This is a genomic window from Bifidobacterium mizhiense, from assembly GCF_020884755.1.
In the GTDB taxonomy this organism is placed as follows: Bacteria; Actinomycetota; Actinomycetes; order Actinomycetales; family Bifidobacteriaceae; genus Bombiscardovia; species Bombiscardovia mizhiensis.
The window spans coordinates 700,807-723,278 of the sequence record NZ_BPWE01000001.1 but is presented as its reverse complement, the minus strand read 5'-3'; the positions used below and the strand labels follow the sequence as shown (position 1 = coordinate 723,278).

General features: G+C 61.5%; 18 protein-coding genes. 16 read left to right on the top strand and 2 right to left on the bottom strand.

All coding sequences use genetic code 11. The annotated features are described in order from the left end of the window. Window positions 1-21: 21 nt before the first annotated feature. The 4 genes from gluQRS to clpB all read left to right on the top strand — a co-directional run bounded on the left by gluQRS (window position 22) and on the right by clpB (window position 5,828). A complete protein-coding gene (gluQRS, locus tag LPC22_RS03085) occupies window positions 22-1,065 on the top strand; it encodes a tRNA glutamyl-Q(34) synthetase GluQRS (RefSeq protein ID WP_229131980.1) in 1,044 nt (347 codons plus the stop codon). Between the two features lie 123 nt (window positions 1,066-1,188). Continuing rightward, the gene (locus LPC22_RS03080) at window positions 1,189-2,001 is read left to right on the top strand and encodes a YggS family pyridoxal phosphate-dependent enzyme (RefSeq protein ID WP_229131978.1); all 813 of its coding nucleotides are present in this window, start codon (window positions 1,189-1,191) and stop codon (window positions 1,999-2,001) included. A gap of 66 nt (window positions 2,002-2,067) precedes the next feature. Further along, window positions 2,068-2,883, top strand: coding sequence for a fumarylacetoacetate hydrolase family protein (locus LPC22_RS03075; RefSeq protein ID WP_229131976.1), 816 nt, complete (start codon window positions 2,068-2,070; stop codon window positions 2,881-2,883). A gap of 161 nt (window positions 2,884-3,044) precedes the next feature. Next, a complete protein-coding gene (gene clpB, locus LPC22_RS03070; RefSeq protein ID WP_229131974.1) occupies window positions 3,045-5,828 on the top strand; it encodes an ATP-dependent chaperone ClpB in 2,784 nt (927 codons plus the stop codon). A 75-nt stretch (window positions 5,829-5,903) separates the two neighbouring features. Here clpB and LPC22_RS03065 read toward each other — a convergent pair whose 3' ends face one another. Then, window positions 5,904-7,967, bottom strand: coding sequence for a P-type ATPase actuator domain-containing protein (locus LPC22_RS03065; RefSeq protein ID WP_229131973.1), 2,064 nt, complete (start codon window positions 7,965-7,967; stop codon window positions 5,904-5,906). A gap of 176 nt (window positions 7,968-8,143) precedes the next feature. Here LPC22_RS03065 and LPC22_RS03060 point away from each other — a divergent pair, with 176 nt between their 5' ends. The 11 genes from LPC22_RS03060 (at window position 8,144) to LPC22_RS03010 (ending at window position 19,576) form a co-directional block, all read left to right on the top strand. Further along, window positions 8,144-9,496, top strand: coding sequence for a DNA recombination protein RmuC (locus LPC22_RS03060; protein WP_229131971.1), 1,353 nt, complete (start codon window positions 8,144-8,146; stop codon window positions 9,494-9,496). A 37-nt stretch (window positions 9,497-9,533) separates the two neighbouring features. Continuing rightward, on the top strand, window positions 9,534-10,211 hold the full coding sequence (locus tag LPC22_RS03055; protein WP_229131969.1) for a type I phosphoribosyltransferase: 678 nt from the start codon (window positions 9,534-9,536) through the stop codon (window positions 10,209-10,211). Further along, on the top strand, window positions 10,208-10,912 hold the full coding sequence (locus LPC22_RS03050; RefSeq protein ID WP_229131961.1) for a TrmH family RNA methyltransferase: 705 nt from the start codon (window positions 10,208-10,210) through the stop codon (window positions 10,910-10,912). The genes LPC22_RS03055 and LPC22_RS03050 overlap by 4 nt, the downstream gene beginning before the upstream one ends. After that, on the top strand, window positions 10,909-11,835 hold the full coding sequence (locus tag LPC22_RS03045) for an ATP-binding cassette domain-containing protein (protein WP_229131959.1): 927 nt from the start codon (window positions 10,909-10,911) through the stop codon (window positions 11,833-11,835). The genes LPC22_RS03050 and LPC22_RS03045 overlap by 4 nt, the downstream gene beginning before the upstream one ends. Further along, on the top strand, window positions 11,832-12,821 hold the full coding sequence (locus LPC22_RS03040; protein ID WP_229131957.1) for an ABC transporter permease subunit: 990 nt from the start codon (window positions 11,832-11,834) through the stop codon (window positions 12,819-12,821). Before LPC22_RS03045 ends, LPC22_RS03040 begins: the two co-directional genes overlap by 4 nt. Window positions 12,822-12,864: 43 nt before the next feature. Continuing rightward, a complete protein-coding gene (gene gatC / locus LPC22_RS03035; RefSeq protein WP_015022515.1) occupies window positions 12,865-13,161 on the top strand; it encodes an Asp-tRNA(Asn)/Glu-tRNA(Gln) amidotransferase subunit GatC in 297 nt (98 codons plus the stop codon). A gap of 4 nt (window positions 13,162-13,165) precedes the next feature. Beyond that, a complete protein-coding gene (gatA, locus tag LPC22_RS03030) occupies window positions 13,166-14,719 on the top strand; it encodes an Asp-tRNA(Asn)/Glu-tRNA(Gln) amidotransferase subunit GatA (protein WP_229131955.1) in 1,554 nt (517 codons plus the stop codon). A 24-nt stretch (window positions 14,720-14,743) separates the two neighbouring features. After that, window positions 14,744-16,246 carry an Asp-tRNA(Asn)/Glu-tRNA(Gln) amidotransferase subunit GatB gene (gatB, locus tag LPC22_RS03025; RefSeq protein ID WP_229131946.1) on the top strand — a complete coding sequence of 501 codons (1,503 nt, stop codon included), beginning with the start codon at window positions 14,744-14,746 and terminating at the stop codon, window positions 16,244-16,246. A 245-nt stretch (window positions 16,247-16,491) separates the two neighbouring features. Further along, window positions 16,492-17,535: a GNAT family N-acetyltransferase gene (locus LPC22_RS03020; protein ID WP_229132321.1), complete on the top strand. Its 1,044-nt coding sequence runs from the start codon at window positions 16,492-16,494 to the stop codon at window positions 17,533-17,535. After that, the gene (locus tag LPC22_RS03015) at window positions 17,535-17,849 is read left to right on the top strand and encodes a DUF2469 domain-containing protein (RefSeq protein ID WP_015022511.1); all 315 of its coding nucleotides are present in this window, start codon (window positions 17,535-17,537) and stop codon (window positions 17,847-17,849) included. Before LPC22_RS03020 ends, LPC22_RS03015 begins: the two co-directional genes overlap by 1 nt. Window positions 17,850-17,986: 137 nt before the next feature. Continuing rightward, entirely contained in the window at window positions 17,987-19,576 is a 1,590-nt protein-coding gene (locus tag LPC22_RS03010; RefSeq protein WP_229131944.1) for an NAD(P)/FAD-dependent oxidoreductase, read from the top strand. Between the two features lie 61 nt (window positions 19,577-19,637). Here LPC22_RS03010 and LPC22_RS03005 read toward each other — a convergent pair whose 3' ends face one another. Further along, the gene (locus LPC22_RS03005) at window positions 19,638-20,300 is read right to left on the bottom strand and encodes a TetR/AcrR family transcriptional regulator (protein WP_121915001.1); all 663 of its coding nucleotides are present in this window, start codon (window positions 20,298-20,300) and stop codon (window positions 19,638-19,640) included. Window positions 20,301-20,522: 222 nt separating this feature from the next. On the opposite strand from LPC22_RS03005, the gene rho reads away from it, so the two are divergent. Further along, window positions 20,523-22,388, top strand: a complete 1,866-nt coding sequence (gene rho / locus LPC22_RS03000; protein WP_373312865.1) for a transcription termination factor Rho — start codon at window positions 20,523-20,525, stop codon at window positions 22,386-22,388. Window positions 22,389-22,472: the final 84 nt, after the last annotated feature.

Below are 22,472 nucleotides of genomic sequence, written 5' to 3'. Positions count from 1 at the left end.
ATGATATGTAAGCATGTCGGTATGCACAAGGAAGGACCGAGAGTGGATCAGGTCGGCCAGACCAAGGTCGTAGGAAGGTTGGCGCCTTCGCCGACTGGGCGAATGCATCTGGGCAATATCTATGCATGTTTGGCGGCCTGGCTTGGTGTCAGGTCGCAAGGGCCTGGCGGGGTTCTGCGGCTTCGCATCGAAGATATAGATACGCCGCGGGTCGTCAAGGATGCTGATCTTTGGATCATGGATGACCTGGCCTGGCTGGGATTGGATTGGGATGGTGAGGTGGTCTACCAGTCCCAGCGCGTCGATGCCTACAGTCAGGCATTGAAACTGCTGGAATCGCAGCAATTGGTCGGCGAGCAGCCCTTGATTTATCCCTGCTTCTGCTCCCGTGCCGACATCCGAGCGGCATCGGCGCCGAATGAAGGCGATGGGTTCATCGTCTATCCGGGCACCTGCCGAGGACTTTCCCCCCAGGTGGTCAGTGAAAGGCTGGCTCGGGGGCAGAGGCACAGCCTCCGAATTGCCGTCCCTGATCAGCTCGACGAGTCGGATGCCATCTGTCGTTTCGACGATCTGATCTTTGGTCCACAGTCCTTCAACTTGCCCAGGCAGGTCGGCGATGTGGTCGTCAGACGTTCGGACGGTTTGGTTTCCTACCAGTTGGCGGTGACGGTGGACGACCTGGCCATGGGCGTCAATCAGATTGTGCGAGGGAGGGATCTGCTAAGGTCTACAGCCATTCAGATGTGGATCAGGTACCACCTGCAGCCGCAGGCTCCTCGTGTTCAGTATGCTCATTTGCCGCTAATTGATGGCGTAGACGGCAGACGGATGTCCAAGCGCTTCGGATCGCCGGACCTGGGGTCGCTTAGAAGAGATGGCTGGTCGGCCAGGCAGGTGCTGGGGGTCTGTGGCTGGCTCCTGGGACTCTTGGAACGGCCCAGACCTGCCAGTGCGCAGGAACTGCTCGATGGTTTCACGTGGAACACACTGGCCGCTGACCGCAGGGACCGGCAACTGGACCTAAGCGAGCTGAATGTTTCTGCCGCAAGGCCAAGTCGGTAGATTTTGATTCCGGCCCATCAGTCTTTCCCCTCTGCTGCCCGAGGTTGGAGTGAATTCCGGTATGAGCCACTGGCTACCATGGCCTCAGTCAAAGCTTCCGGATTTTTAAGGAGGTAGCGGATCATGGTCGCCTATATGGACCACAAGGATCTGGGAAATCGGCAGGTCAGCCAGGAACGAGCCGGGCAGATTGCGGATGGAGTCAAGCGCGTGGTTGAAAGGATAGCCAAAGCAGAGGACTCCGCCGGCCGAAAAGAAGGTTCGGTGACGCTGCTGGCGGCCACCAAGACCCGCGATGTGGGCGAGATTATGGCGGCCATTGATGCCGGGGTGCGTCGGATCGGTGAGAACCGTCCCCAGGAGGTCACCGCCAAGGCCCAGGGCTTGCTGGAACTCTGTCGGGACAGGGGACTGGCTCTTGGCACCGATGCGGCAGACAATGATTCACCCAGCGTGGGCTTCCATCTGATCGGGCAGCTTCAATCCAACAAGATCAATAAGATCCTGCCATATGTGGACACGGTTGAGTCGGTCGACGGGACCTCGCTGGCTCGGAAGCTGGCCACGCGGGCACTGGCTGCGGGCAGACCTGTGGGCATCCTCCTGGAGGTCAATGAGTCCGGCGAGCAGGCCAAGTCGGGATGTGCCCCCGACCAGGCCCGGGATCTGGCCTATGAGCTGGCTGCTATGGAGGGGATTCAGCTCAAGGGCCTGATGACTGTCGGTGCACACGTGGACGACGAAGCCGTTATCAGAACCGGATTTGCCCATTTGCGCGGCCTGCGCGACCAGATCAGGGATTCGGGGGAGACGGGCACCGACACCTGCACCATGCTGTCCATGGGAATGACCGGGGACATGGAGTATGCGGTGGCTGAGGGGTCGACTGAGGTCCGTGTAGGCACAGCCATCTTCGGTCCGCGGGCTTTTATCTGACCAGCTATTGCCTGTTTCGGAACCGGAACCTATCAAGCGGCCCGGCCTGGGTCTAGACTGTGCCCTATGAGAATCGCGCGTTTTTCCTACAAGGACACCCCACGATACGCCTTCGTGCAAACTGACAAGCAGGACGGCAAGGACTACCTGGTCGAGCTGAGTGGCTACCCCCTGACTGGCCAGCAGGTCGAGCCCACCGGCAAGCGCTACCCCCTGGACGATGAAGATGTGCGGCTCCTGGCCCCGGTCATCCCCTCCAAGATCTACGGGGCGGCCAAGAACTACCGCGCTCATGCCGCCTACATGGCCGAGCACGGCCAGTCTTCGAATCCGGAGCCTCCAGAGAAGCTCATGCTCTTTATGAAGCCCTCCACCTCGGTCATCGGTCCTGACGATCCCATTGTCAAGCCCTCCTACAGCAAGGACATGAACTACGAGCCGGAGGTTGCCGTCGTCATCGGCAGGATGGCGCGGAAGGTGAGCGTCAACGAGGCCATGGACTATGTGCTGGGCTATACCTGCGTCAACGATGTGACCCTGCGCGATCTACAGAAGAATGATCCTATGTGGACCCGTTGCAAGGGCTTTGACACCGCCTGCCCCCTCGGACCTTGGATCGAGACGGATCTGGACTATCGAGATGCGAGGATCTCTTTCAAGCTCAACGGGGAAGAGGTGCCTGAGGCCAGCGGCACCACCGCTAACCTGATCCACTCCATTCCTGAGCAGATCGCTTTCATCTCCAGCTTCGCCACCCTGCTGCCCGGCGATGTCATCATGACCGGGACTCCGCACGCCTCTGGTTCCTTGAAAAACAGGGACGAGGCCACGGTTCAGGTAGAGGGGATCGGCTACCTGCGCAATGTGGTCATTGACGAGTAGCCAATAACTGGAGAAAGAAGCAATATGAAAACTTGAGTCGAATAGGCTCAAGTTTGGGAATAGGCATCCTCCTTTCGCTGTTGTAGAAAACAGATGAACCCGTGACGGGGTCTGGTCGAGTGGTTCGGCTGGCCCCGCCGAAGAATGTTGGAGGATGCTCTATGAACGAAAACTTCACCACGATGGCTCAGCAGGCCATAGGCGATGCTATCCAGTCGGCCTCGGCGGCCGGCAACCCCCAGGTGGATGTGCTCCACCTGCTGGACTCTCTGCTGCGTCAGCAGTCCGGTGTGGTGCCTGGGCTGATCCAAGCGGCCGGTGGTGACAGCCAACGGGTCGGCGCCGAAGTCCGTCAGGCCCTGGTGGCTCTGCCGTCAGCCAGCGGATCCACGGCCTCACAGCCCGATGCCAGCCGTCAACTCAGCATGGCCCTGGCCCAAGCTGAGAAGGAAATGCAGGCCATGGGGGATGAGTACGTCTCCACCGAGCATCTGCTTATCGCTATCGCCCAGGGGCCCTCGCAGGCCGCCGATATTTTGAATCGGAACGGTCTGCAGGCCGATACCCTGCGCAGGGCCGTGCCCCAGGTGCGCGGCGGCGCCAAGGTGACCAGCCCCGATGCCGAGGGCACCTACAAGGCCCTGGAGAAGTACTCCACCGATCTGACTGCTCAGGCCAAGGAGGGTAAGCTGGACCCGGTCATCGGCAGGGATCAGGAGATTCGTCGTGTCATGCAGATCCTGTCGCGGCGCACCAAGAACAACCCTGTTCTCATCGGCGAGCCCGGCGTGGGCAAGACGGCCGTGGTCGAGGGGCTGGCCGAACGTATCGTAGCCGGTGATGTGCCCACCACCCTGCAGGGCAAGAGACTGATCTCCCTTGATCTGAGCTCCATGGTGGCTGGCAGCAAGTACCGTGGCGAATTCGAGGAGCGCCTCAAGGCCGTTCTCAATGAGATTAAGAGCGCCAACGGTCAGGTCATCACCTTCATTGACGAGATCCACACCATCGTCGGTGCTGGTGCCGCCGAGGGGTCTATGGACGCGGGCAACATGCTCAAGCCCATGTTGGCCAGGGGTGAACTGCGCCTGATCGGCGCCACCACCCTGGACGAGTACCGGGAGAACATCGAGAAGGACCCGGCTCTGGAGCGCCGCTTCCAGCAGGTCTTCGTGGGTGAGCCCTCCGTGGAGGACACCGTGGCCATCCTACGTGGTCTCAAGCAGCGTTACGAGGCTCACCACAAGGTGACCATCGGGGATGATGCCCTGGTAGCGGCAGCTACGCTGTCCAACCGGTACATTTCTGGTCGTCAGTTGCCGGACAAGGCCATCGACCTGGTTGACGAGGCCGCTGCCCATCTGCGGATGGAGCTGGACTCCCAGCCTGAGGAGATCGACGAGCTTCAACGCCGCGTCACCCGTCTGGAGATGGAGGAGATGCAGCTGAAGAAGGCTGATGACCCGGCCTCCAAGGACCGTCTGAGCAAGCTGCAGGCCGAACTGGCGGACTCCCGTGAGAAGCTGGGCGGCCTCAAGGCCCGTTGGGAGAACGAGAAGGCCGGCCACAACAAGGTCGGCGACCTGCGTGCTCAGCTGGACGCGAAGCGGGTCGAGGCCGATAAGGCCACTCGTGAGGGCGACCTGGAGAAGGCCTCCCGCATCCTCTACGGGGAGATCCCTGGCATTCGTAAGCAGCTGGCCCAGGCGGAGAACGCCGCCGAGCAGGCCAAGAACGCCGCCAATGATGCGGGTCCTGATGGGGCTGACATCGCCGGAGGTCCGGCTCAGGAGCCCATGGTTCCTGACCACGTTGATGCGGATTCCGTGGCGGAGATCGTCTCTGACTGGACCGGCATCCCTGTGGGACGGCTCATGGAGGGCGAGAACGAGAAGCTCCTGCATATGGAGGACTACCTGGGCAAGCGGGTGGTCGGCCAGCAAGAGGCCATCCATGCGGTATCCGACGCGGTCCGGCGCTCGCGTGCCGGCATCGCCGACCCCGACAGGCCCACTGGATCCTTCATGTTCCTGGGCCCCACCGGCGTGGGCAAGACGGAGCTGGCCAAGGCTCTGGCCGACTTCCTCTTCGACGACGAGAAGGCCATGGTCCGCATCGACATGTCAGAGTACATGGAGAAGGCCTCGGTCTCTCGTCTGATCGGCGCTGCCCCAGGCTATGTGGGCTATGAGGAGGGCGGCCAGCTGACCGAGGCCGTGCGTCGGCGTCCCTACTCGGTGGTCCTCTTCGACGAGGTGGAGAAGGCCAACCCTGAGGTCTTCGACCTGCTCCTGCAGGTTCTGGATGACGGTCGGCTGACTGATGGCCAGGGCAGGACGGTGGACTTCAAGAATACCATCCTGATCATGACCTCCAACCTGGGCTCGCAGTTCCTGGTCCGGGACGACCTGGACGAGGAGGGCAAGCGCAAGGCCGTCATGGATGCTGTGCAGGCCAACTTCAAGCCCGAGTTCATCAACCGGTTGGACGATCTGGTCATCTTCCATCCGCTGACCCGCGACGAGCTGGGTTCCATTGTGAACATCCAGGTCAAGCAGGTGGCCCAGCGGCTGACCGACCGGCGCATCACCCTGGATGTCACCGACTCCGCCCGGGAGTGGCTGGCCAACATGGGTTATGACCCGGCCTTCGGCGCTCGGCCGCTGCGTCGGCTGGTGCAGACCGAGGTGGGCGATCAGCTGGCCAGGATGCTGTTGGCTGGCAAGGTCCACGATGGCGATACGGTCCTGGTGGATCAGACCGGTGGCGACCATTTGGAGTTGACCGCTTGGCCCACTGAGAATCTGGTCGATGACTCGGTCACGGTCGACGATGTGACGGCTGATGGCGATACCGATGCTGATGCCGGCGATGGCGGACGCGATGGTGGCCGTGGCCGTCATGCCGCTCGTGGCGACGATCAGGGTCAGGCCCAGTCTCGCTGAGATCAATGAGGGTCGGCACCCGGGATCACCCCCGGGTGCCGACCCTTTTGGTATCACCTACTGTGCTCTATAAATTCAGTCCATAGCGGTCGCCGGATCCCGGCCCTCTTGCATGGATTCCCACTGGCTGTCGACGATGACTTGGGGGCGCCGTGCCGCAACTGTCGGAAGTTGGTCCGTGTCGATCAGGGCAAGGTGCAGCCAGCGACGACGCAGGTGCCGCAGCCGGTGCAGGCGACGAACGTTGAGCATGGCCAGAATGGTGGACAGGGCTCCTGTTACTGCCGCGATCATGGGGTTGAGCATCCAACCAAGGAAGGGTTGGCAAATTCCGGTGGCGACGATCAGGGCGATGATGTTATAGACAGTGGACCAGGTCAGGTTCTGCCTGATGACCTGGGTTGTGGCTCGGCTCAGCTCTATGGCCCTGCCGGTTCCGTCTAGGTCGCCCTGGTGCAGGACGAGATCCGGTTGCATCGGGTCTGTACTGTCCGTGGCTGCTTTAAGCTGTGGACCCAGAGCGATGCTTACTCGGGCCTTGTCTGTCAGCTCGTGGTCAGCGGTTGTCGCAGCAGCCAAAGCCACTAGGCTGGTTCGGCCCCGTTCCCGGCTGGAGGTGGCGTTTTGACCCGTCCGATCCGCCGGAACGCCCCTGCTGGTTCGGGTCAGGTCGTGGTTGAGCCTATCCATGCACTCGCGTTTGCGCTTAGGAGTCAGCTGGGTGATCAACATATCCACGCCCGCCTGACGGGCTGCACGCTCAATCCTGTCGTCAGGCTGGCGGCTTCCATCCAGGATCAGGCTGCTCACCCGCAGGGTGCGTAGATGGGTAGCGGTTCGGGTCAAGGATTCCGCGTGGACGCCCTGGCCTTCTGAGTCATCGGGGTCCAACAGAGAGGAGTCGTCCAGAATCAGGGTCCGCACCCGGCCCAGGCGGTTCATGGCTCGTGGCGAGGTGAAGAGCAGACCGTGGGCCAGGCCCGTCTCCAGGCTGGTTCGGAAGGCCATGGGGATGGTCATGGCTGCGACAGCGGGGCAGGCGATGGTCAGTACGCAGACGGCATTGCCTACAGCGTGGGCCAGGTGGGGTTGCGGTCCCAGCATGAGCCAGAGCATGAAGACCCAGACGGCCAGGATCATGATCATGGCGATGGCTGTGTGGACAATCCGATCCATCCTGCGCATGTCGGGGGATCGTTCGACCAGGGCCTGGGGGATGATCTTTGCGAGCCTGGCTGCGTAGGTGTTGTCGCCGACGGCATCAACGCGGATGGACAGGCGACCTTCCAGAATCTTGCTGGAGGCCAGGATCCGGTCGCCGGGCCCGCATGGCCGGGGTCTGTCGCCGCCTGTCAGCTCGCTGTCGTCCACCAGGGCCGACCCGGATTCCACAACTCCGTCAGCAGCGGGCCGTTCGCCTGTGCGGATCAGAAGCAGATCGCCTGGGCGAATCCGGTCACGTGCAAGGATCTGGGCGGGGACTGACTGCGGATGCTCGGGATCGGCCACCAGGCCTGAATCTGGGCGGATCTCCGTCAGGTGGTTCAACGATGCTACCAGGGAGGCTTCCATTCTGGTTCCGATGACCCGAGCAAGCAAGAGGAGGGTGATGACCACGCCGACCAGATCAAAGTAGGGGGATCGGGAGCCTTCCGGCAGCTGGGATCCGGCCAGACAGGTGACCAGGCTATACAGGTAGGCCAGGCTTGTGGCCAGCATGGCAAGGAGGTCGGGGCTGCAGCGGTGCTCGGTCATGGCCTTCCAACCGTCAATGAGTATTCCCCGGCCGCAGTAAAACATGACTGGGGTTATCAGAATAGCCTGCACCCAAGGGCTGGTCAGCCAAGAGGGTAGTAAATCAGGGCCGAAACGATCGAACAGATCCAGAACCAGGACGGGCGCGGTGAGCAGGGCGCTGACGATGGTCGGCCTGAGCAGACGATGACTGCGGGAGTCCAGATCGGCCCCCCACCGGCCCCAATCCTCGGGATCGTGCCAGGGACGGTTAGCTGGAGAGCCCGCGCCTACATCCTGGTCACGGACATGAGCCGACGGCATGAGGAAGTACCAGATGATCAGCCAGGTGACCGCACAGGCCACGACCAGATCGGCTATCGCCAGGAAGATATCGATACCCACGGATCTCCTTCGGTCTTGCTCCAACCCCTTGATATTCTCTATTCTGCCCGTCGTCGCGGCTTGGCACTGGCTTCAAGGCCGATTCCTTGCGGAAAAAACGAATTTTCGAACTACCGTCGACAGCCTGTCGAGCCGACACAGCCTTGGGGTCCAACGTTGGGGGTTTACTAGAACATATGTTCGATTCTACGTCATCGGTGGTCATGGTGGTGCTTCTCCTGCTGATCGGTATGGTTCTGGGAGGGTTGGCCGGGTATGTGCTGGGTCGCACCCAGGGCCGTAGAGCCGTCGGCATGGGGTCTGATAGCCAGGTGGATGAGCTGCGCTCGCAGCTGGATCAGGCCCAGGACCGGCTCCATGGATCCGAGGCGGCCTTGGTGGAGGCGCGGACCAAGGTGGATGGTCTGAACCGCGAGCTTTCCTTTGTCAAATCCCAGCTGGCCCAGGCCCAGCAGGCCGAGCAGATCAGAATCGAGCAGGAGCGCCGCCGTGCCCAGGCTCAGGAGGAGGAGAAACGGCGCAGGCAGGCTCAGAATCTGGAGGAGGAGAGCAAGGTGCTCTCGGCCCTGGCTCCTGTACAGAAGAACCTGGATGCCCTCCAGCACAAGGTGGCCCAGATCGAGGAGGGCCGCAAGCAGGAGATGGGCTCCCTAGGGCAGCAGCTGAAGAGTCTGGGTGAGCAGCAGGGGAGGTTGGACAAGGAGACCAGCTCCCTGGCTTCGGCCCTGCGCAACAACAAGGTGCGCGGCGCTTGGGGCGAGGCTCAGCTCAGGAATATCGTCGAGTCGGCGGGGCTCTTGGAGCATGTGGATTTCGACACCCAGGTGGTGGTCACCTCCTCGGATGGGCGCGTTCTGCGTCCCGACATGGTGGTCCACCTGCCCGGTGGCAAGACCATCCCCATTGATGCCAAGGCCCCCTATTCCGACTACCAGCGGGCCTGCGAGATCCCGGACACTGCTTCGGATGACGAGTTGCACCGCCGGGACGAGTTGCTCAAGGCACATGCCCGGGCCCTGCGCGAGCACGTCAAGGCCTTGGCCGACAAGGAGTACTGGAACGCCTTCGAAACGGCCCCGGACTTCGTGGTGGCCTTCATTCCCAACGACTCTCTTCTGCAGGCCGCCCTGGAGGTGGACCCCACCCTGATGGACGATGCCTTTGCCCAAAAGGTGGCCCTGACCTCGCCGGTGACCCTCTGGGCTGTGCTCAAGTCGGTGGCCTACGCCTGGCAGCAGCAGAACCTGTCCGAGGACGCCCGCACTCTCTTCACACTCACCCACGAGCTCTATGATCGCTTTGTGGTTCTAGGCGATCGGGCCAATAAACTGGGGCGTTCCATCACTGCAACGGTGACCGCCTACAACAAGTTCGCCTCCTCCTTGGAGTCGCGGGTTCTGGTCACTGCCCGCAAGTTGCAGCAGATGGATCCTGCCAAGGTCATCGATTCGGTCGACATGATCGATTCCGATAAGGGCAACATCAGGGAGCTGACGGCTCCGGAGGTTCTTTCCGACCAAGGGCAGTGAGTACCGCTTAGGGGCCTCCGGCGCTAGTCTGATAAGCATGAACGAGGCAACGAAGAGACAAGAGGGTTCACCCTTCAGACCCACCGGGTCGCCGGATCTGATTGGGCGCGAATCCGGAACGAACCTGCCTGAGCCTGTCGACCAGCTCCGTGTGCTCCTTGCCCAGGAGATCGGCGGGCGTCCCTTCACCGAGCTCAGCGGGGTCACCTTCCACCACCGCGGAGCTGAACTGGCCGGTCATGTTCTCTTGGACACTCTGGAAGATGCAGGATATTCGGTCGACGACTTCGATGCGGTCGGGGCGCTGACCGCTGCAGCTGTGCCACTGGCTGATGCCATGCTCCATGCCGCGGCTTCACGTGGTCAGGATCTGGACGCTTTCGTCATGGACTTCGTCTACCCCTCCATCAAGGGCCCGTCCATCGAGGGCAGGCGTGTCATCCTATTGGATGCCTGGCTGGGCCGAAAATCCTACGTGCAGACTTCATCCCTGGTCACCTTGGACAAGAACAACGAGCTCAATCTTGACTGCGGGATCATCCAGCGCCAGGGAGCGAAGACACTGGCCATCGCCTCGCTGGTGGGCGGCCGGACAGACGGCAGCATTCAGGTGGTCGATCCGGTGGACGGATCCCGGCAACGGCTGCCTTTCATCTGCGCCTACCAGGAGGATCAATTCGTCGGCGCGGCCGACGATTCCCCGGAGCGATCATGAGAGAACCTGACCCGGTGACCCGAGCGGCCATGGCCTCAGATGAGCCGGTCTTCCGACAGGTGGGTGTCGGCCCCTGGCAGGAAGAGCATTTTGGGCAGCCCCTGCCGACGGATCCGCGCTATGACCGCACACTGCTGGATCAAGGGGATCGGCGCAACGTCCTGGACCGATACCGTTACTGGAAGGTCGAGGCCATTCGGGACGACTTGGATCGCAGGGGTCGTCATGAGTTCGAGGTGGCCGTAGAGAATTGGACCCATGATTTTAATATCGGCTCCATGGTCCGCACAGCCAATGCCTTCGCCGCCAGCCGCGTCCATATCGTCGGACCTCACAAATGGAACCGCAAGGGCTCGTTGATGACCGAGCTCTATCAGCACGTGGTCCACGATCCCGACATAGCAACCATGACGACTACCCTGCGAGAAGAAGCAGTCAGCCAGGGGGAGTCCATGCCCCGTATGATCGCCATCGACAACGTCCCCGGGGCCGTTCCCATGGAGACCTATCACTTTCCCCGTCGCTGCCTGCTCATGTTCGGCGCCGAGGGACCTGGACTGTCCGAGAAGGCCTTGGAGCTGGCGGACGATGTGGTTTACATCTCCCAGTTCGGATCGGTGCGCTCCATCAACGCCGGGGCTGCGGCTGCCGTGGCCATGCACTCCTGGATCAGTCAACATGCGGAGGTGGCGGGTCCATGATTGTCATCGACTCGCTGACCAAGCGCTACGGCTCCCACAAGGTACTGAACCGTGTCTCCTTCGCGGCCAAGGACGGTCGGGTGACTGGGCTTGTGGGGCCTAAAGCCGCCGGTAAGTCGACCACTCTGCGCATCGCGTTGGGGCTTGTTCACCCTGATGCAGGCAGGGCCCTGTTCGATGGCCATCCTTTCACCCGGCTCACATCGCCCATGCGGACGGTGGGGGCGGTATTGAATCTGCGCAAGACCCATTCTGTTTGCAAGGCCAGGGATCACCTGTTGGCCTTGGCTGCGGTCAATAGCATTGATCACCGTCGAGTGGACCAGGTACTGGAGATGGTCGGCCTGCAATCGATCGCAGACAGGCCGATGGGCTCCCTGTCTCTGGGGATGAGTCAGCGGTTGGCCCTGGCTGCAGCCCTTCTGGGCGACCCGCACAACCTGGCTTTGGATGGGCCCCTTGATGGTTTGGATTCGGAGGGAAGCGAGTGGGTGAGGGGCATTTGGCGCAGTCTTGCCTCACAGGGCAGGGCAGTCCTTCTAAGCTCCCGTAAGATTAACGAGATGGCGCAAATCGCTGACGATCTGGTCATCATTGCCAAGGGGCGGATCCTTGAGAGAACGACCGTGGCCCGGTTCATCGGCGAACACTCCCGTGACTCCATTTATGCGGTGACGCCGCAGCCTGACCAATTAAAGGCCGCCCTGGCCACGGCTGCCGGAATCAGCATCACCCGCCTGCCCCCGGACAAGAACTGTCCGCCGGATGCCGCCCGCTTCCGCATCCAGGGTGCGCCCCTGGCTTCCACAGCCTCGATTCTGGCACAGGAGGGTGTGGTGCTCTATGAGTTCCAGCAGGAGGAAGTTTCCCTGGAACAGGCCTACAAGAGCGTCATCCACGGCAGAAGGGATGTGCGGCCATGAGTACCGAAAACGGTCGCCGAGCCCGTCGGAGTCGCCGAGATGTAGCCGCAGAACCTGATTACGCAACTCCACGGCATGGTTCCGCCTTTACCCGGTTGCGTCGAACCCCGGGGCTGTCCTTCCTGGATTCGCGTCGTCCGTCCGGTCAACTGACACTTTCCGGGTCGGTCCGGGGGGAGCTGCGCAAGATGTTCTCCCTGCGCTCGACCTGGACCCTGCTGCTGATCGTCATGCTGCTGCAGCCTTTGAGCACCGGCCTGATGGCTCGTGCGACCCGGATCTGGGCTGGCCTGGACCGGCAGATCGATGACCTCCCAGCCCACCTCTTGTCTGCCACCAGTGACGTTTTCTGGCTGTCCGTTGCTTCTGGCCTCTTCCCGGGTGTGATCGTGGCGGGCATTCTGGGGGTTCTGGTCCTTACGCGTGAGTTTTCTGGAGACACCATTGAGAGCACGCTGACGGCCAATCCTCGTCGAGGCATGGTCCTGATGGCCAAGGGCCTTGCCTTGGCATTGTTGACCTGGTTGGCGGCACAGGTGGGCCTGTTGCTCAGCTGGAGCTTGGCAACCCTGCTTCTGTCAGGCAAATCCGGTGCCTTGCCGGCCTCCAAGCCTGGGCTGGCGCTGATTGATCTGCTGGGCGGTCCACTCGTGTTGGTCCTCTTTGCCTTGACAGGCCTGGGTCTAGGAGCCTTGAGCCGATCCAAGGCCGGCGGGATTGGCCTGTTCCTGGGGCTGACCGTGATCCTGCCGCTGATTCTGGGCCTCATGTGGGGGTTGATCCCTCATGCCGACTGGCTACAGGCCATCTTCAGTCTGACTCCTGCCAGTCTGCTGGGCACCTTCCTCTCAGGTTTGGGTTGGACGTCAGAGGCAGGCATCGGATGGTGGCCAAGCTGGTGGCAGGCGGGCCTGATCATGGTGGTCTGGACGGCCCTGTGCTGTGCTCTGGGAACCCTGGTCTTTCGGCGCACAGACATCGGTTGACCCCGTCTTCTGCGTGTCATAGAGCACCCATATGATAAGTGGTATGCCAACTTTTACACGTGAAGAGATCAAGCACTTGGGTGATTTGGCCCGAATTGCCTTGACCGATCAGGAGGCCGACCGCCTCAAGGGCGAGCTCAACGTGATCGCCGATTCCATCACCAAGGTTCAGGAGGTGGCCGGCGATGATGTGCCCCCCACTGCCAATCCCATTCCTCTGGAGGCCTACCTGCGTCCCGATGAGGCTGAAGAGCCGCTGACCCAGGAGGCTGCCCTTTCGGGTGCTCCGGTCACCGAGTCGGGCATGTTTGTGGCCCCGCGCATTCTGGGTGAGGAGTGAGACGATGAGCGCACAGGAAGAATTGGTCAAGCAATCCGCCTCCGACATGGCCACACAGCTGCGGTCGGGGCAGGTCTCCAGCCGTGAACTGGTCCAGGCTCATCTGGATGTGATCGAGGCCGCCGAGCCCAGCATTGATGCATTTCTGCAGGTCAGCGCCGATCAGGCCCTGGAGCAGGCCGACGCCTTCGACCAGCGACTGGCTCATGAAGGAGCCGAGGGACTGCCGGAACTGGCCGGCGTGCCCATCGCCATCAAGGACATGATCGTCACCGAGGGTATCCCCACTACGGCCGCCTCCAAGATCCTTGAGGGATGGGTGCCGCCTTACGATGCCACCGTTATCAAGAAGCTCAAGGCCGCGGGGATGCCCATTCTGGGCAAGACCAACCTGGATGAGTTCGCCCAGGGTTCCTCCACTGAGCACTCGGCCTTCAAGACCACGCACAACCCTTGGGACACCGAGCGGGTCCCGGGCGGTTCAGGCGGCGGCTCGGCCTCGGCTGTCGGCTCCTTTGAGGCTCCGCTGGCCTTGGGCACCGACACCGGCGGATCCATTCGCCAGCCCGGATCCCTGACTGGCACCGTGGGTGTCAAACCCACCTACGGCGGCGTCTCCCGGTTCGGGGCCATCGCCATGGCTTCCTCCCTGGATCAGATCGGTCCGGTTTCCCGGTCCGTGCTGGATGCGGCCCTGCTGCAGGAGGTCATCGGTGGCTATGACCGCCGAGACTCCACCTCCATTCCCAAGCCTGTTCCCCCTCTTGCCCAGGCTGCTCGTCAAGGTCAGAAGCGCGACCTGAAGGGTCTCAAGGTGGGTCTGGTCAAGGAGCTGGGCGGCGAGGGTTATCAGCCCGGTGTCGAGGCCCGCTTCAACGAGGCTGTCTCACTGCTGGAGTCCATGGGTGCCGAGGTGGTCCAGGTCTCCTGCCCGCACTTCCCTTACGCGCTGGCCGCCTACTACATCATCATGCCCTCCGAGGTCTCCTCCAACCTGGCCCGTTACGATGGCATGCGCTACGGCCTGCGGGTCATGCCCCCCGAGGGCGTCCCCCAGACGGCTGCCAATATGATGGCTGCCACCCGTGAAGCCGGGTTCGGTGACGAGGTCAAGCGCAGGATCATCCTGGGCATTTACGCCCTGTCCGCCGGTTACTATGACGCCTGGTACGGCTCGGCTCAGAAGGTCCGCACCCTGGTCATCCGCGACTTTGAGAAGGCCTTCGAGCAGGCCGATGTTCTGGTCTCGCCCACGTCGCCGACCACGGCCTTCCGCTTCGGCGAGAAGATGGACGACCCACTGGCCATGTATCTGAACGATGTGGCCACCATTCCGGCCAACCTGGCCGGCACGCCGGCCATGTCGATTCCCGCCGGGCTCAGCGACGACGGACTGCCTGTAGGCTTCCAGTTCTTCGCCCCCCAGATGCGCGACGAAGTCATGTACCGGCCCGCCGCCGCTCTTGAGGCGGCCCTGGAGGAGCAGTGGGGCGGGCCCATCTCCCGGAAGCTGTCCACCCCCTGGCTGGATGGTCTGGCTCAGGATTCGACCAAGTAGGCATCGGAAGGAAACGGAATCACAATGGCTGAAAAACTGATGAAGTACGCCGATGCCGTGGCCAAGTACGACCCGGTGTTCGGCCTGGAGGTCCATGTCGAGCTCTGCACCAACACCAAGCTCTTCTGCCCGGCCCATATCGAGTTCGGCGGCGAGCCCAACACCCAGCTGACCCCGGTCTCCCTAGGCCTGCCCGGCAGCCTGCCCGTGGTCAACAAGACCGCCATCGACTATGCGGTCAAGCTGGGCCTGGCCCTGCACTGCAAGGTCAACGAGTGGAGCCAGTTCGCCAGGAAGAACTACTTCTACCCGGACATGCCCCGCGACTATCAGATCTCCCAGTATGACAAGCCCCTGAATGGCGAGGGCTACCTGGATGTGGAGCTGGACGACGGCAGCATTTTCCGCGTGCCCATCGAGCGGGCCCACGTAGAGGATGATGCCGGCAAGAATACCCACGTAGGTGGCGCAGACGGCCGCATCGAAGGCGCCGACCACTCCCTGGTGGACTACAACCGTGCCGGTGTGCCCCTGGTCGAGATCGTGACCAAGCCCATCGAGGGCGCCGGGGCACGGACCCCCGAGGTGGCTGGGGCCTATGTCCGGGCCATCCGCGACATCGTCCGGGCCTTGGGCATCTCCCACGCCCGGATGGAGCAGGGCAACATGCGCGCCGATGTCAACGTCTCCCTGCATGCCGGGCCGGACGCTCCTCTGGGAACCCGGTCGGAGACCAAGAATGTCAACACCTTCAAGGGCATCGAGAAAACGCTGACCTACGAAATCCGCCGTCAGGCCGCCCTGCTGGAGTCCGGTGGGGAGGTACTGCAGGAGACCCGCCACTGGGATGAGTCCACACAGACCACTGCCGGTGGCCGGGTCAAGACCGATGCCAACGATTACCGCTACTTCCCCGACCCTGATCTGGTCATGGTTCATGTGACCAAGGACCATATCGAGGAGCTCAAGGCCCAGATGCCTGAGATGCCGCGCGAACGTCGCGCCCGCCTCAAGAAGGAGTGGGACTTCACCGATCGTCAGATGCAGGACGCGGTCAACGCCGATGCCGTCGATCTGATTGAGGATACGGTCAAGGCCGGCGCCACGGCTGCCGGAGCCCGCAAGTGGTGGCTGGGCGAGATTTCCCGCGAGGCCAACGCCCGCGGGGTCAGCCTGCAGGAGCTGCCCATCTCGGCTCAGGATGTCGCTGATGTGGAGCAGCTGATTGCTGACGGCAAGCTCAACGACAAGCTGGCTAAGCAGACCGTCTCCGGCGTCTTGGCAGGAGAAGGCAAGCCCGCCGAGGTCGTCAAGAAGCACGGTTATCAAGTGGTTTCGGATGACGGGGCTCTGGACGCAGCCGTCGATCAGGCCCTTAAGGACAACCCGGACATCGTGGCCAAACTCAAGGGCGGCAATATGAAGCCCATGGGCGCTATTATCGGAGCGGTCATGCGGGCCACCAAAGGTCAGGCCGATGCCAAGGCAGTCAGCAAGATCGTCATGGAGCGCATCGCTAAGTCCTGATCAGGCCCGGTCCGCCGACCTGATTCCATCGGGTTCAGACCGGCGGACCTGCCCGGCTTCTCATGGTTTTCCCAGGGGCGAGGGATTACAATTGATTGCCATCGCAAGGTGGCGATCATGGAGGTGACGTGATGTCTATGAGCGGCAGGGGCAATGACCGACCGCAAACGCAAGCTGAGAGACCTGACGACGTGGCGAGCCGACAACTGCCCGACCGAATCGAGATCCCCTATATCCGGGGCGAGATGTTGCACCTGCGTCCGGCGGTCATCGCCGATCTGACGGCAATGGATCAGCTGGAGGCCTTCTACAATTCCACCGGCATCACCGGTAAGGGACCTAGTGCCGAACGAGCCGTGGTCAACGCTTGGGTGCGTAGGTCGGTGGCCTGGTCCAAGGGTCTGGCTGCCCGTGATTCTGGCGTGGGCGACCCCGAATCCCGCCGCACCCTGGCTTGGGCCATGGTCACTGATGCGGACACCGACCAGGATGGCTCGCCCGATGCCGATGCCACCAAGGGAGTCATCGGCATGATCTTCCTGATCGATGTGGATGGCTGGTCGCGCTCAGCCAGGATCCAGGTGGTCCTGGGCAGGCACTTCCGCGGGCGCGGCTACTCCCGCGACGCCATGCCCAGAATCATGACCTACGGGTATGCGGCTGCTCCCACGGGTCTGGGACTGCACCGGATCTGGGTGGCTGTGCCAGAGAAAAACACACGCTCCATCTCCGTCTATCAGTCCCTGGGATTCATGATTTCGGGCACCTCCCGTGATGCCCTCTGGGACGCCGAGAATGGCAAGTATCAGGATCAGATCGTCATGGATGCCCTGGTCGACGAATATGATCCCATCCGTTCTTTGAATGCTTTCGGCATGCATGTCATCCGTGAAAATCCTGGCGTGGCCGAAGCCCTTGTTGCACATGGATACGCTGCGGATGAGGATGGCGGCATAAGCGGGTCCGAGGAGTCCACTCCGGCAGCTCAGGATTCGCAGGTATCAGGTGACCGGTCCCATCTGTCCCCGAAGGGTGACCCGCATTCAGAACAATCTGCTCAAGGCCATGCAGGACCAGATAGCAGGAATGATGACAAGGCAGTTCCCGGTCGGAAAGACGAAGAGGATGCGGGGAAGGAGTCCGATTCCGACGAATCCGTTGCCGGGCAGTCCGACGAGGAGCACACGGCCTCGGACTGGGCTTATGGGTCGGCTGAGACCAAGCGATCCAAACGCGCCTGGTGGCGTACGCTTGGCCATGGCCGTGATCGCGCGAATGGAGGTAGTTGATGAGTGCTGAGGATCTCGACAACTACGAGACCAACGCCGAACTGGCCTTGTACCGCGAGTACCGGGACGTGATCAAGCTGTTCACCTACGTAGTCGAGACCGAGCGGCGGTTCTACCTGGCCAACAAGGTGGACTTCAACGTCCGGTCCGCTGGTCAGGACGTCTACTTCGACGTCCGTTTGACCGATGCCTGGGTCTGGGATGTCTACCGGTCCAGCCGGTTCGTCAAGAATGTCCGCATCGTCACCTTCAAGGATGTCAATGTGGAGGAAGTGCAGAAGACAGACATCGATATCCCCGATTCGTTGGGTTAGGCATCGCGCAAGGGCGAGCATCATCACGTTTGTTCCACGCAATGGCGGGAATTCGTGTGGGAAGTCGATCGGAAACCTGGGTTTATGAAAGGCCCGGGTACAGTAATAATGATTTCATACGTTTACAGGAGGATGGTATGGAGCACAAGCAGTCTGTAGTCGTCATCGGTGGTGGCCCCGCCGGCTTGACGGCGGCATGGGAGCTGGTCAAGGACGGCGGCGATAAACAATATGATGTCACCGTTTTGGAAGCTACTGAGCAATTCGGTGGTATTTCCCGCACAGTCCGGCACAACGGCAACCGCATGGACATCGGCGGCCACCGGTTCTTCTCCAAGGATGACCGGATCATGGACTGGTGGAAGGAGGTCCTGCCCCTGCAGGGCGCGCCCTCCTATGACGATAAAAAACTTGGCCGCCATCACGATCTGGAGCCCGGCGGCCCCGACCCGGAAAAGACCGACCGGGTCATGCTCAAGCGTCATCGCGTCTCCAGGATTTACTGGAACCACCACTTCTTCGACTATCCCATCTCCTTGACACTCAACACACTCAAGGCCATGGGCTTCAAGCTGACCATGCAGGCCGGGTTCAGCTATCTGAAGTCCGTCGTCCACAAGCTGCCAGAAGACAACCTGGAGAACTTCTACATCAACCGCTTCGGTCGCAAGCTCTACTCCATGTTCTTCGAAGGCTACACCGAAAAGCTCTGGGGCCGCCATCCTCGCGAGATTAGCGCTGACTGGGGTGCCCAGCGGGTCAAGGGGCTCAGCATCATGGGTGTGCTCAAGAATGCTGTCCAAAAGCTGCTGCCCAAGAAGCGCGACGCCCATCAGGTCGAGACCAGCCTGATCGAGGAGTTCTGGTACCCCAAGCTGGGTCCAGGCCAGCTCTGGGAGACCGTGGAGCGTCGCAACGTGGAGCACGGGGTTCACGTGATCACCGATGCCCGTGTGATCGGACTGACCCAGAGCGAAGGCCGCATGACCGGTGTGATCTATCGCAACGCTGATGGCAAGGAAGTGACCCTGCAGGCTGATCAGATCATCTCCTCCATGCCCATCAAGGACCTGGTGGAGGCCATCGCCCACGAGGAGCCCTCCACCGACAAGGAAATGATCAGGGTGGCTCAGGGCCTGCCCTACCGTGACTTCGTAACCGTTGGCCTTCTGGTCCGCCACCTGCGCATCCGCAACACCACCTCCATCAAGACCCTGGGCGATCCGCCCATCGTTCCCGACTGCTGGATCTATGTGCAGGATCCTGGCTACAAGATGGGCCGCATCCAGATCTTCAACAACTGGAGTCCCTACATGGTCAAGAATGTGGACGGCACTGTCTGGATCGGTCTGGAGTACTTCTGCAAGGAGGGCGACGACTTCTGGAGCATGAGCGATCAGGAGACCACTGATTTCGCCATCAAGGAGCTGACCCGGATGGGTATCATCAACGGCCCTACCGACGTGCTGGACTCGCACCGGGAGCGGGTGGTCAAGGCCTACCCGGCCTACTTCGATACCTACGCTCAGATGCCGGAGCTGGTCAAATGGCTGGATTCCTTCGGCAACCTCTACTGTGTGGGCCGCAACGGGCAGCATCACTACAACAACCAGGACCACTCCATGGCCACATCCATGGAAGCTGTGGCCAACATCAAATCGGGGCGTACTGACAAGACCAACGTCTGGAATGTCAACACCGAGAAGTCCTACCACGAGGAGAAGTAGGCAAACCTCAGCCTTCGTTTTCTTCCAAGCCTCCGACTGCAGAGTCGGGGGCTTGGTCATTTTATGACAGGGCGATGGCTGGGGGCTTCAGTGGCAGGCCCAGCAGCTGCGAGAAGAAGGCCACGCTCTCGCGGACACGTTGACGGACCACCTCTCTGATCTGCGGGTGGCCGGCGGCTCCTCTGCCATTGCTGACGATGGACGAGAGCCCGTCGGCCATCAGCCAGGCTACAGTGCGGGTGCTGGCTGTTTGGATCAGCTGGGTCTGCGGCAGGTCTCCCCGATCCAGCCAGCGGTCCAGAGCCTTGGTCAAAGGGTCGATGATCTGCTTGACGAAGCCTTCCAGTACAGCGCTGTTGGTGCTCAAATAGCTGTACCAGTTGGCCTTGTCTGCGAAAATAACGTCCATTTTCCAGATGGCCCTTATCAGATGCGGGCAGATGTCGTCCAATGCCTCTTGAACGCTCAGGTCAGGATCCTGCAGAATGTCGACTACATGATCCACGTAGGAGGCCAGGTAGGTGCGCACGCAGGCATCTACCAGGTCGTCCTTGGATTTGAAGTAGTAATAGAAAACGCTCATGCCCACGCCCTTGCCGTGGTTCATGGCGTGGATTACGTCGCGCAGGGAGGTGTTTGCGGCGCCTTTCCGGTCGAAGACCCGCATGGCCGTGGTTACGAATTCGCTCCGCCGTTGCTCACGCAGAGATGATCGGTCATTCATATGCCCAGTCTAGAGGCTTATCCATGAATTTTTGGACACGCAGGCTGTTCCTTGCACCGGTCGGGCACTCGTTGTAGGCTTATGTAAGTTCGATAAGCCGAGTCGGCATCGAATTTTCATGAGCGGTACCCCCGCACTATTCTCAAGCTATTTGCCTAGCCTAATTAGGCATAGCGAAGGAAAGGCATTACAACAGTGGCAACAAGCCAAGATATTCATTCCATGAAGCTGCCCGAACTCAAGGAATTGGCCAGGCAGCTGGGGTTGCGCGGTATTTCCGGCATGCGCAAGCCTGTCCTGATCGAGACGATCGAGGCGGCACGCTCGGGCGGCAAGGCCCCTGAGGGAGTAACCGTGGGCAAGCCCAAGGCTGCGGCCGCCGTGGCCAAGGGGGGCCAGGCCGCCGAACAGCAGCAACCGACAAAGCAGGAGGCGAAGTCCTCAGCGGAGGGCGGACAGGAGTCTACGGAGACCAAGGAATCCAAGGATGATCGTCCTGTCGGAGACCTCTTCGATGTTTTGGGCATTGACGATCATAAGAGCGGTCATACCGAGCACCGGAACCGCTTCCCCCATACTGTGGCCGACGAGGAAAACGTGGTCATATCCCGTCGCCGTCATCGCAGCACGGATTCATCCCGAGGTTCCCACACCAACCGTGGCCGGGGCGAGCGTGAACATGGTGAGGAGCGCGAAGGCTCAGGCTCCGGTTCAGTGCGCAATTTGGACGACATCCTGGCAGCACTGCCCTCACGGAATGACCGTCCTCGTCGGCGCAGCTACGAGGATCGCGGCGATGAAGGGCGCGACTACCGGCACAACGGCTATGATCGCCGAAACCGGGGCGATCGGAACGACCGCAATGATCGCAACGACCGACGCAACCGCAACAACCATCGGAGCAGCGGCCGGGATCGTGACTATGAGCCCAGGGAGAACTTCAAGCCCGAGGACCTGGTTCCCGTGGCCGGCATTGTGGATGTGCTGGACTCCTACGCCTTCGTGCGCACCTCCGGCTACCTGCCTGGTCCCAACGACGTTTACATCTCCATGGGTCAGGTCAAGAAGTACGGCCTGCGCAAAGGCGATGCCGTGCATGGATCCATCCGTCCCCCCCGCGAGGGCGAGCATCGCAATCAGCGGCAGAAGTTCGTTCCCCTGCAGGCCATCGACACCATCAACGGTATGAGCGTGGAGGATGCAGCAGGGCGCCCCCACTTCAACAAGCTGACCCCCCTCTACCCGCAGGAGCGTATGCGGATGGAGACCCAGCCCAAGAACATCACCGGTCGCCTGATCGACATCGTCGCCCCCATTGGCAAGGGTCAGCGCGGTCTGATCGTTTCGCCGCCCAAGGCCGGCAAGACCCTGACCCTGCAGTCCATCGCCAACTCCATCACCGCCAACAACCCCGAGGTCCATCTGATGGTGGTCCTGGTGGACGAGCGGCCCGAGGAGGTCACTGACATGGAGCGCACGGTCCAGGGCGAGGTCATCTCCTCCACCTTCGACCGTCCAGCCAGCGATCACACCACCGTGGCCGAGCTGGCCATCGAACGGGCCAAGCGCCTGGTGGAGCTGGGACAGGATGTGGTGGTCCTGCTGGACTCCATGACCCGTCTTGCCCGCGCCTACAACATCTCGGCTCCCGCCTCCGGCCGCATCCTCTCCGGCGGCGTGGACGCTCAGGCCCTCTACCCGCCTAAGCGCTTCTTCGGCGCCGCCCGTAACATCGAGAACGGCGGCTCCCTGACCATCATTTCCTCGGCCCTGGTGGAGACCGGGTCCAAGATGGATGAGGTCATCTTCGAGGAGTTCAAGGGCACCGGCAACATGGAGCTGAGGCTGACCAGGGACCTGGCCGATAAGCGCATGTTCCCCGCCATCGACATCAACGCATCCGGTACCCGGCGCGAGGAGCTGATCACCGCGCCCGAAGAGTTGGCTGTGGTCTACCGGCTGCGTCGCCTCCTGGGCGGCATGGAGACCGAGCAGGCCTACCAGACTCTGGTACCCAGGCTGAAGAAGACGGCCACCAACCGGGACTTTCTGTCGGCTATCAACCAGTCCATGCTGGCTCAGAAGTGACTCGGGCCTGACGCCTGACATGTTTATTGGGCCCTATCCGCGATTCAGTTCGTGGATAGGGCCCAATGCATAAGCAGTGGCGAA

Coding starts and splice junctions, on each gene's coding strand:
- gatA (WP_229131955.1), top strand. CDS start 13,166: ATGAGCGCACAGGAAGAATTGGTCAAGCAATCCGCCTCCGACATGGCC.
- LPC22_RS03075 (WP_229131976.1), top strand. CDS start 2,068: ATGAGAATCGCGCGTTTTTCCTACAAGGACACCCCACGATACGCCTTC.
- LPC22_RS03050 (WP_229131961.1), top strand. CDS start 10,208: ATGAGAGAACCTGACCCGGTGACCCGAGCGGCCATGGCCTCAGATGAG.
- gluQRS (WP_229131980.1), top strand. CDS start 22: ATGCACAAGGAAGGACCGAGAGTGGATCAGGTCGGCCAGACCAAGGTC.
- rho (WP_373312865.1), top strand. CDS start 20,523: ATGAAGCTGCCCGAACTCAAGGAATTGGCCAGGCAGCTGGGGTTGCGC.
- clpB (WP_229131974.1), top strand. CDS start 3,045: ATGAACGAAAACTTCACCACGATGGCTCAGCAGGCCATAGGCGATGCT.
- LPC22_RS03080 (WP_229131978.1), top strand. CDS start 1,189: ATGGTCGCCTATATGGACCACAAGGATCTGGGAAATCGGCAGGTCAGC.
- gatB (WP_229131946.1), top strand. CDS start 14,744: ATGGCTGAAAAACTGATGAAGTACGCCGATGCCGTGGCCAAGTACGAC.
- LPC22_RS03015 (WP_015022511.1), top strand. CDS start 17,535: ATGAGTGCTGAGGATCTCGACAACTACGAGACCAACGCCGAACTGGCC.
- LPC22_RS03020 (WP_229132321.1), top strand. CDS start 16,492: ATGTTGCACCTGCGTCCGGCGGTCATCGCCGATCTGACGGCAATGGAT.
- gatC (WP_015022515.1), top strand. CDS start 12,865: ATGCCAACTTTTACACGTGAAGAGATCAAGCACTTGGGTGATTTGGCC.
- LPC22_RS03045 (WP_229131959.1), top strand. CDS start 10,909: ATGATTGTCATCGACTCGCTGACCAAGCGCTACGGCTCCCACAAGGTA.
- LPC22_RS03055 (WP_229131969.1), top strand. CDS start 9,534: ATGAACGAGGCAACGAAGAGACAAGAGGGTTCACCCTTCAGACCCACC.
- LPC22_RS03040 (WP_229131957.1), top strand. CDS start 11,832: ATGAGTACCGAAAACGGTCGCCGAGCCCGTCGGAGTCGCCGAGATGTA.
- LPC22_RS03010 (WP_229131944.1), top strand. CDS start 17,987: ATGGAGCACAAGCAGTCTGTAGTCGTCATCGGTGGTGGCCCCGCCGGC.
- LPC22_RS03005 (WP_121915001.1), bottom strand. CDS start 20,300: ATGAATGACCGATCATCTCTGCGTGAGCAACGGCGGAGCGAATTCGTA.
- LPC22_RS03060 (WP_229131971.1), top strand. CDS start 8,144: ATGTTCGATTCTACGTCATCGGTGGTCATGGTGGTGCTTCTCCTGCTG.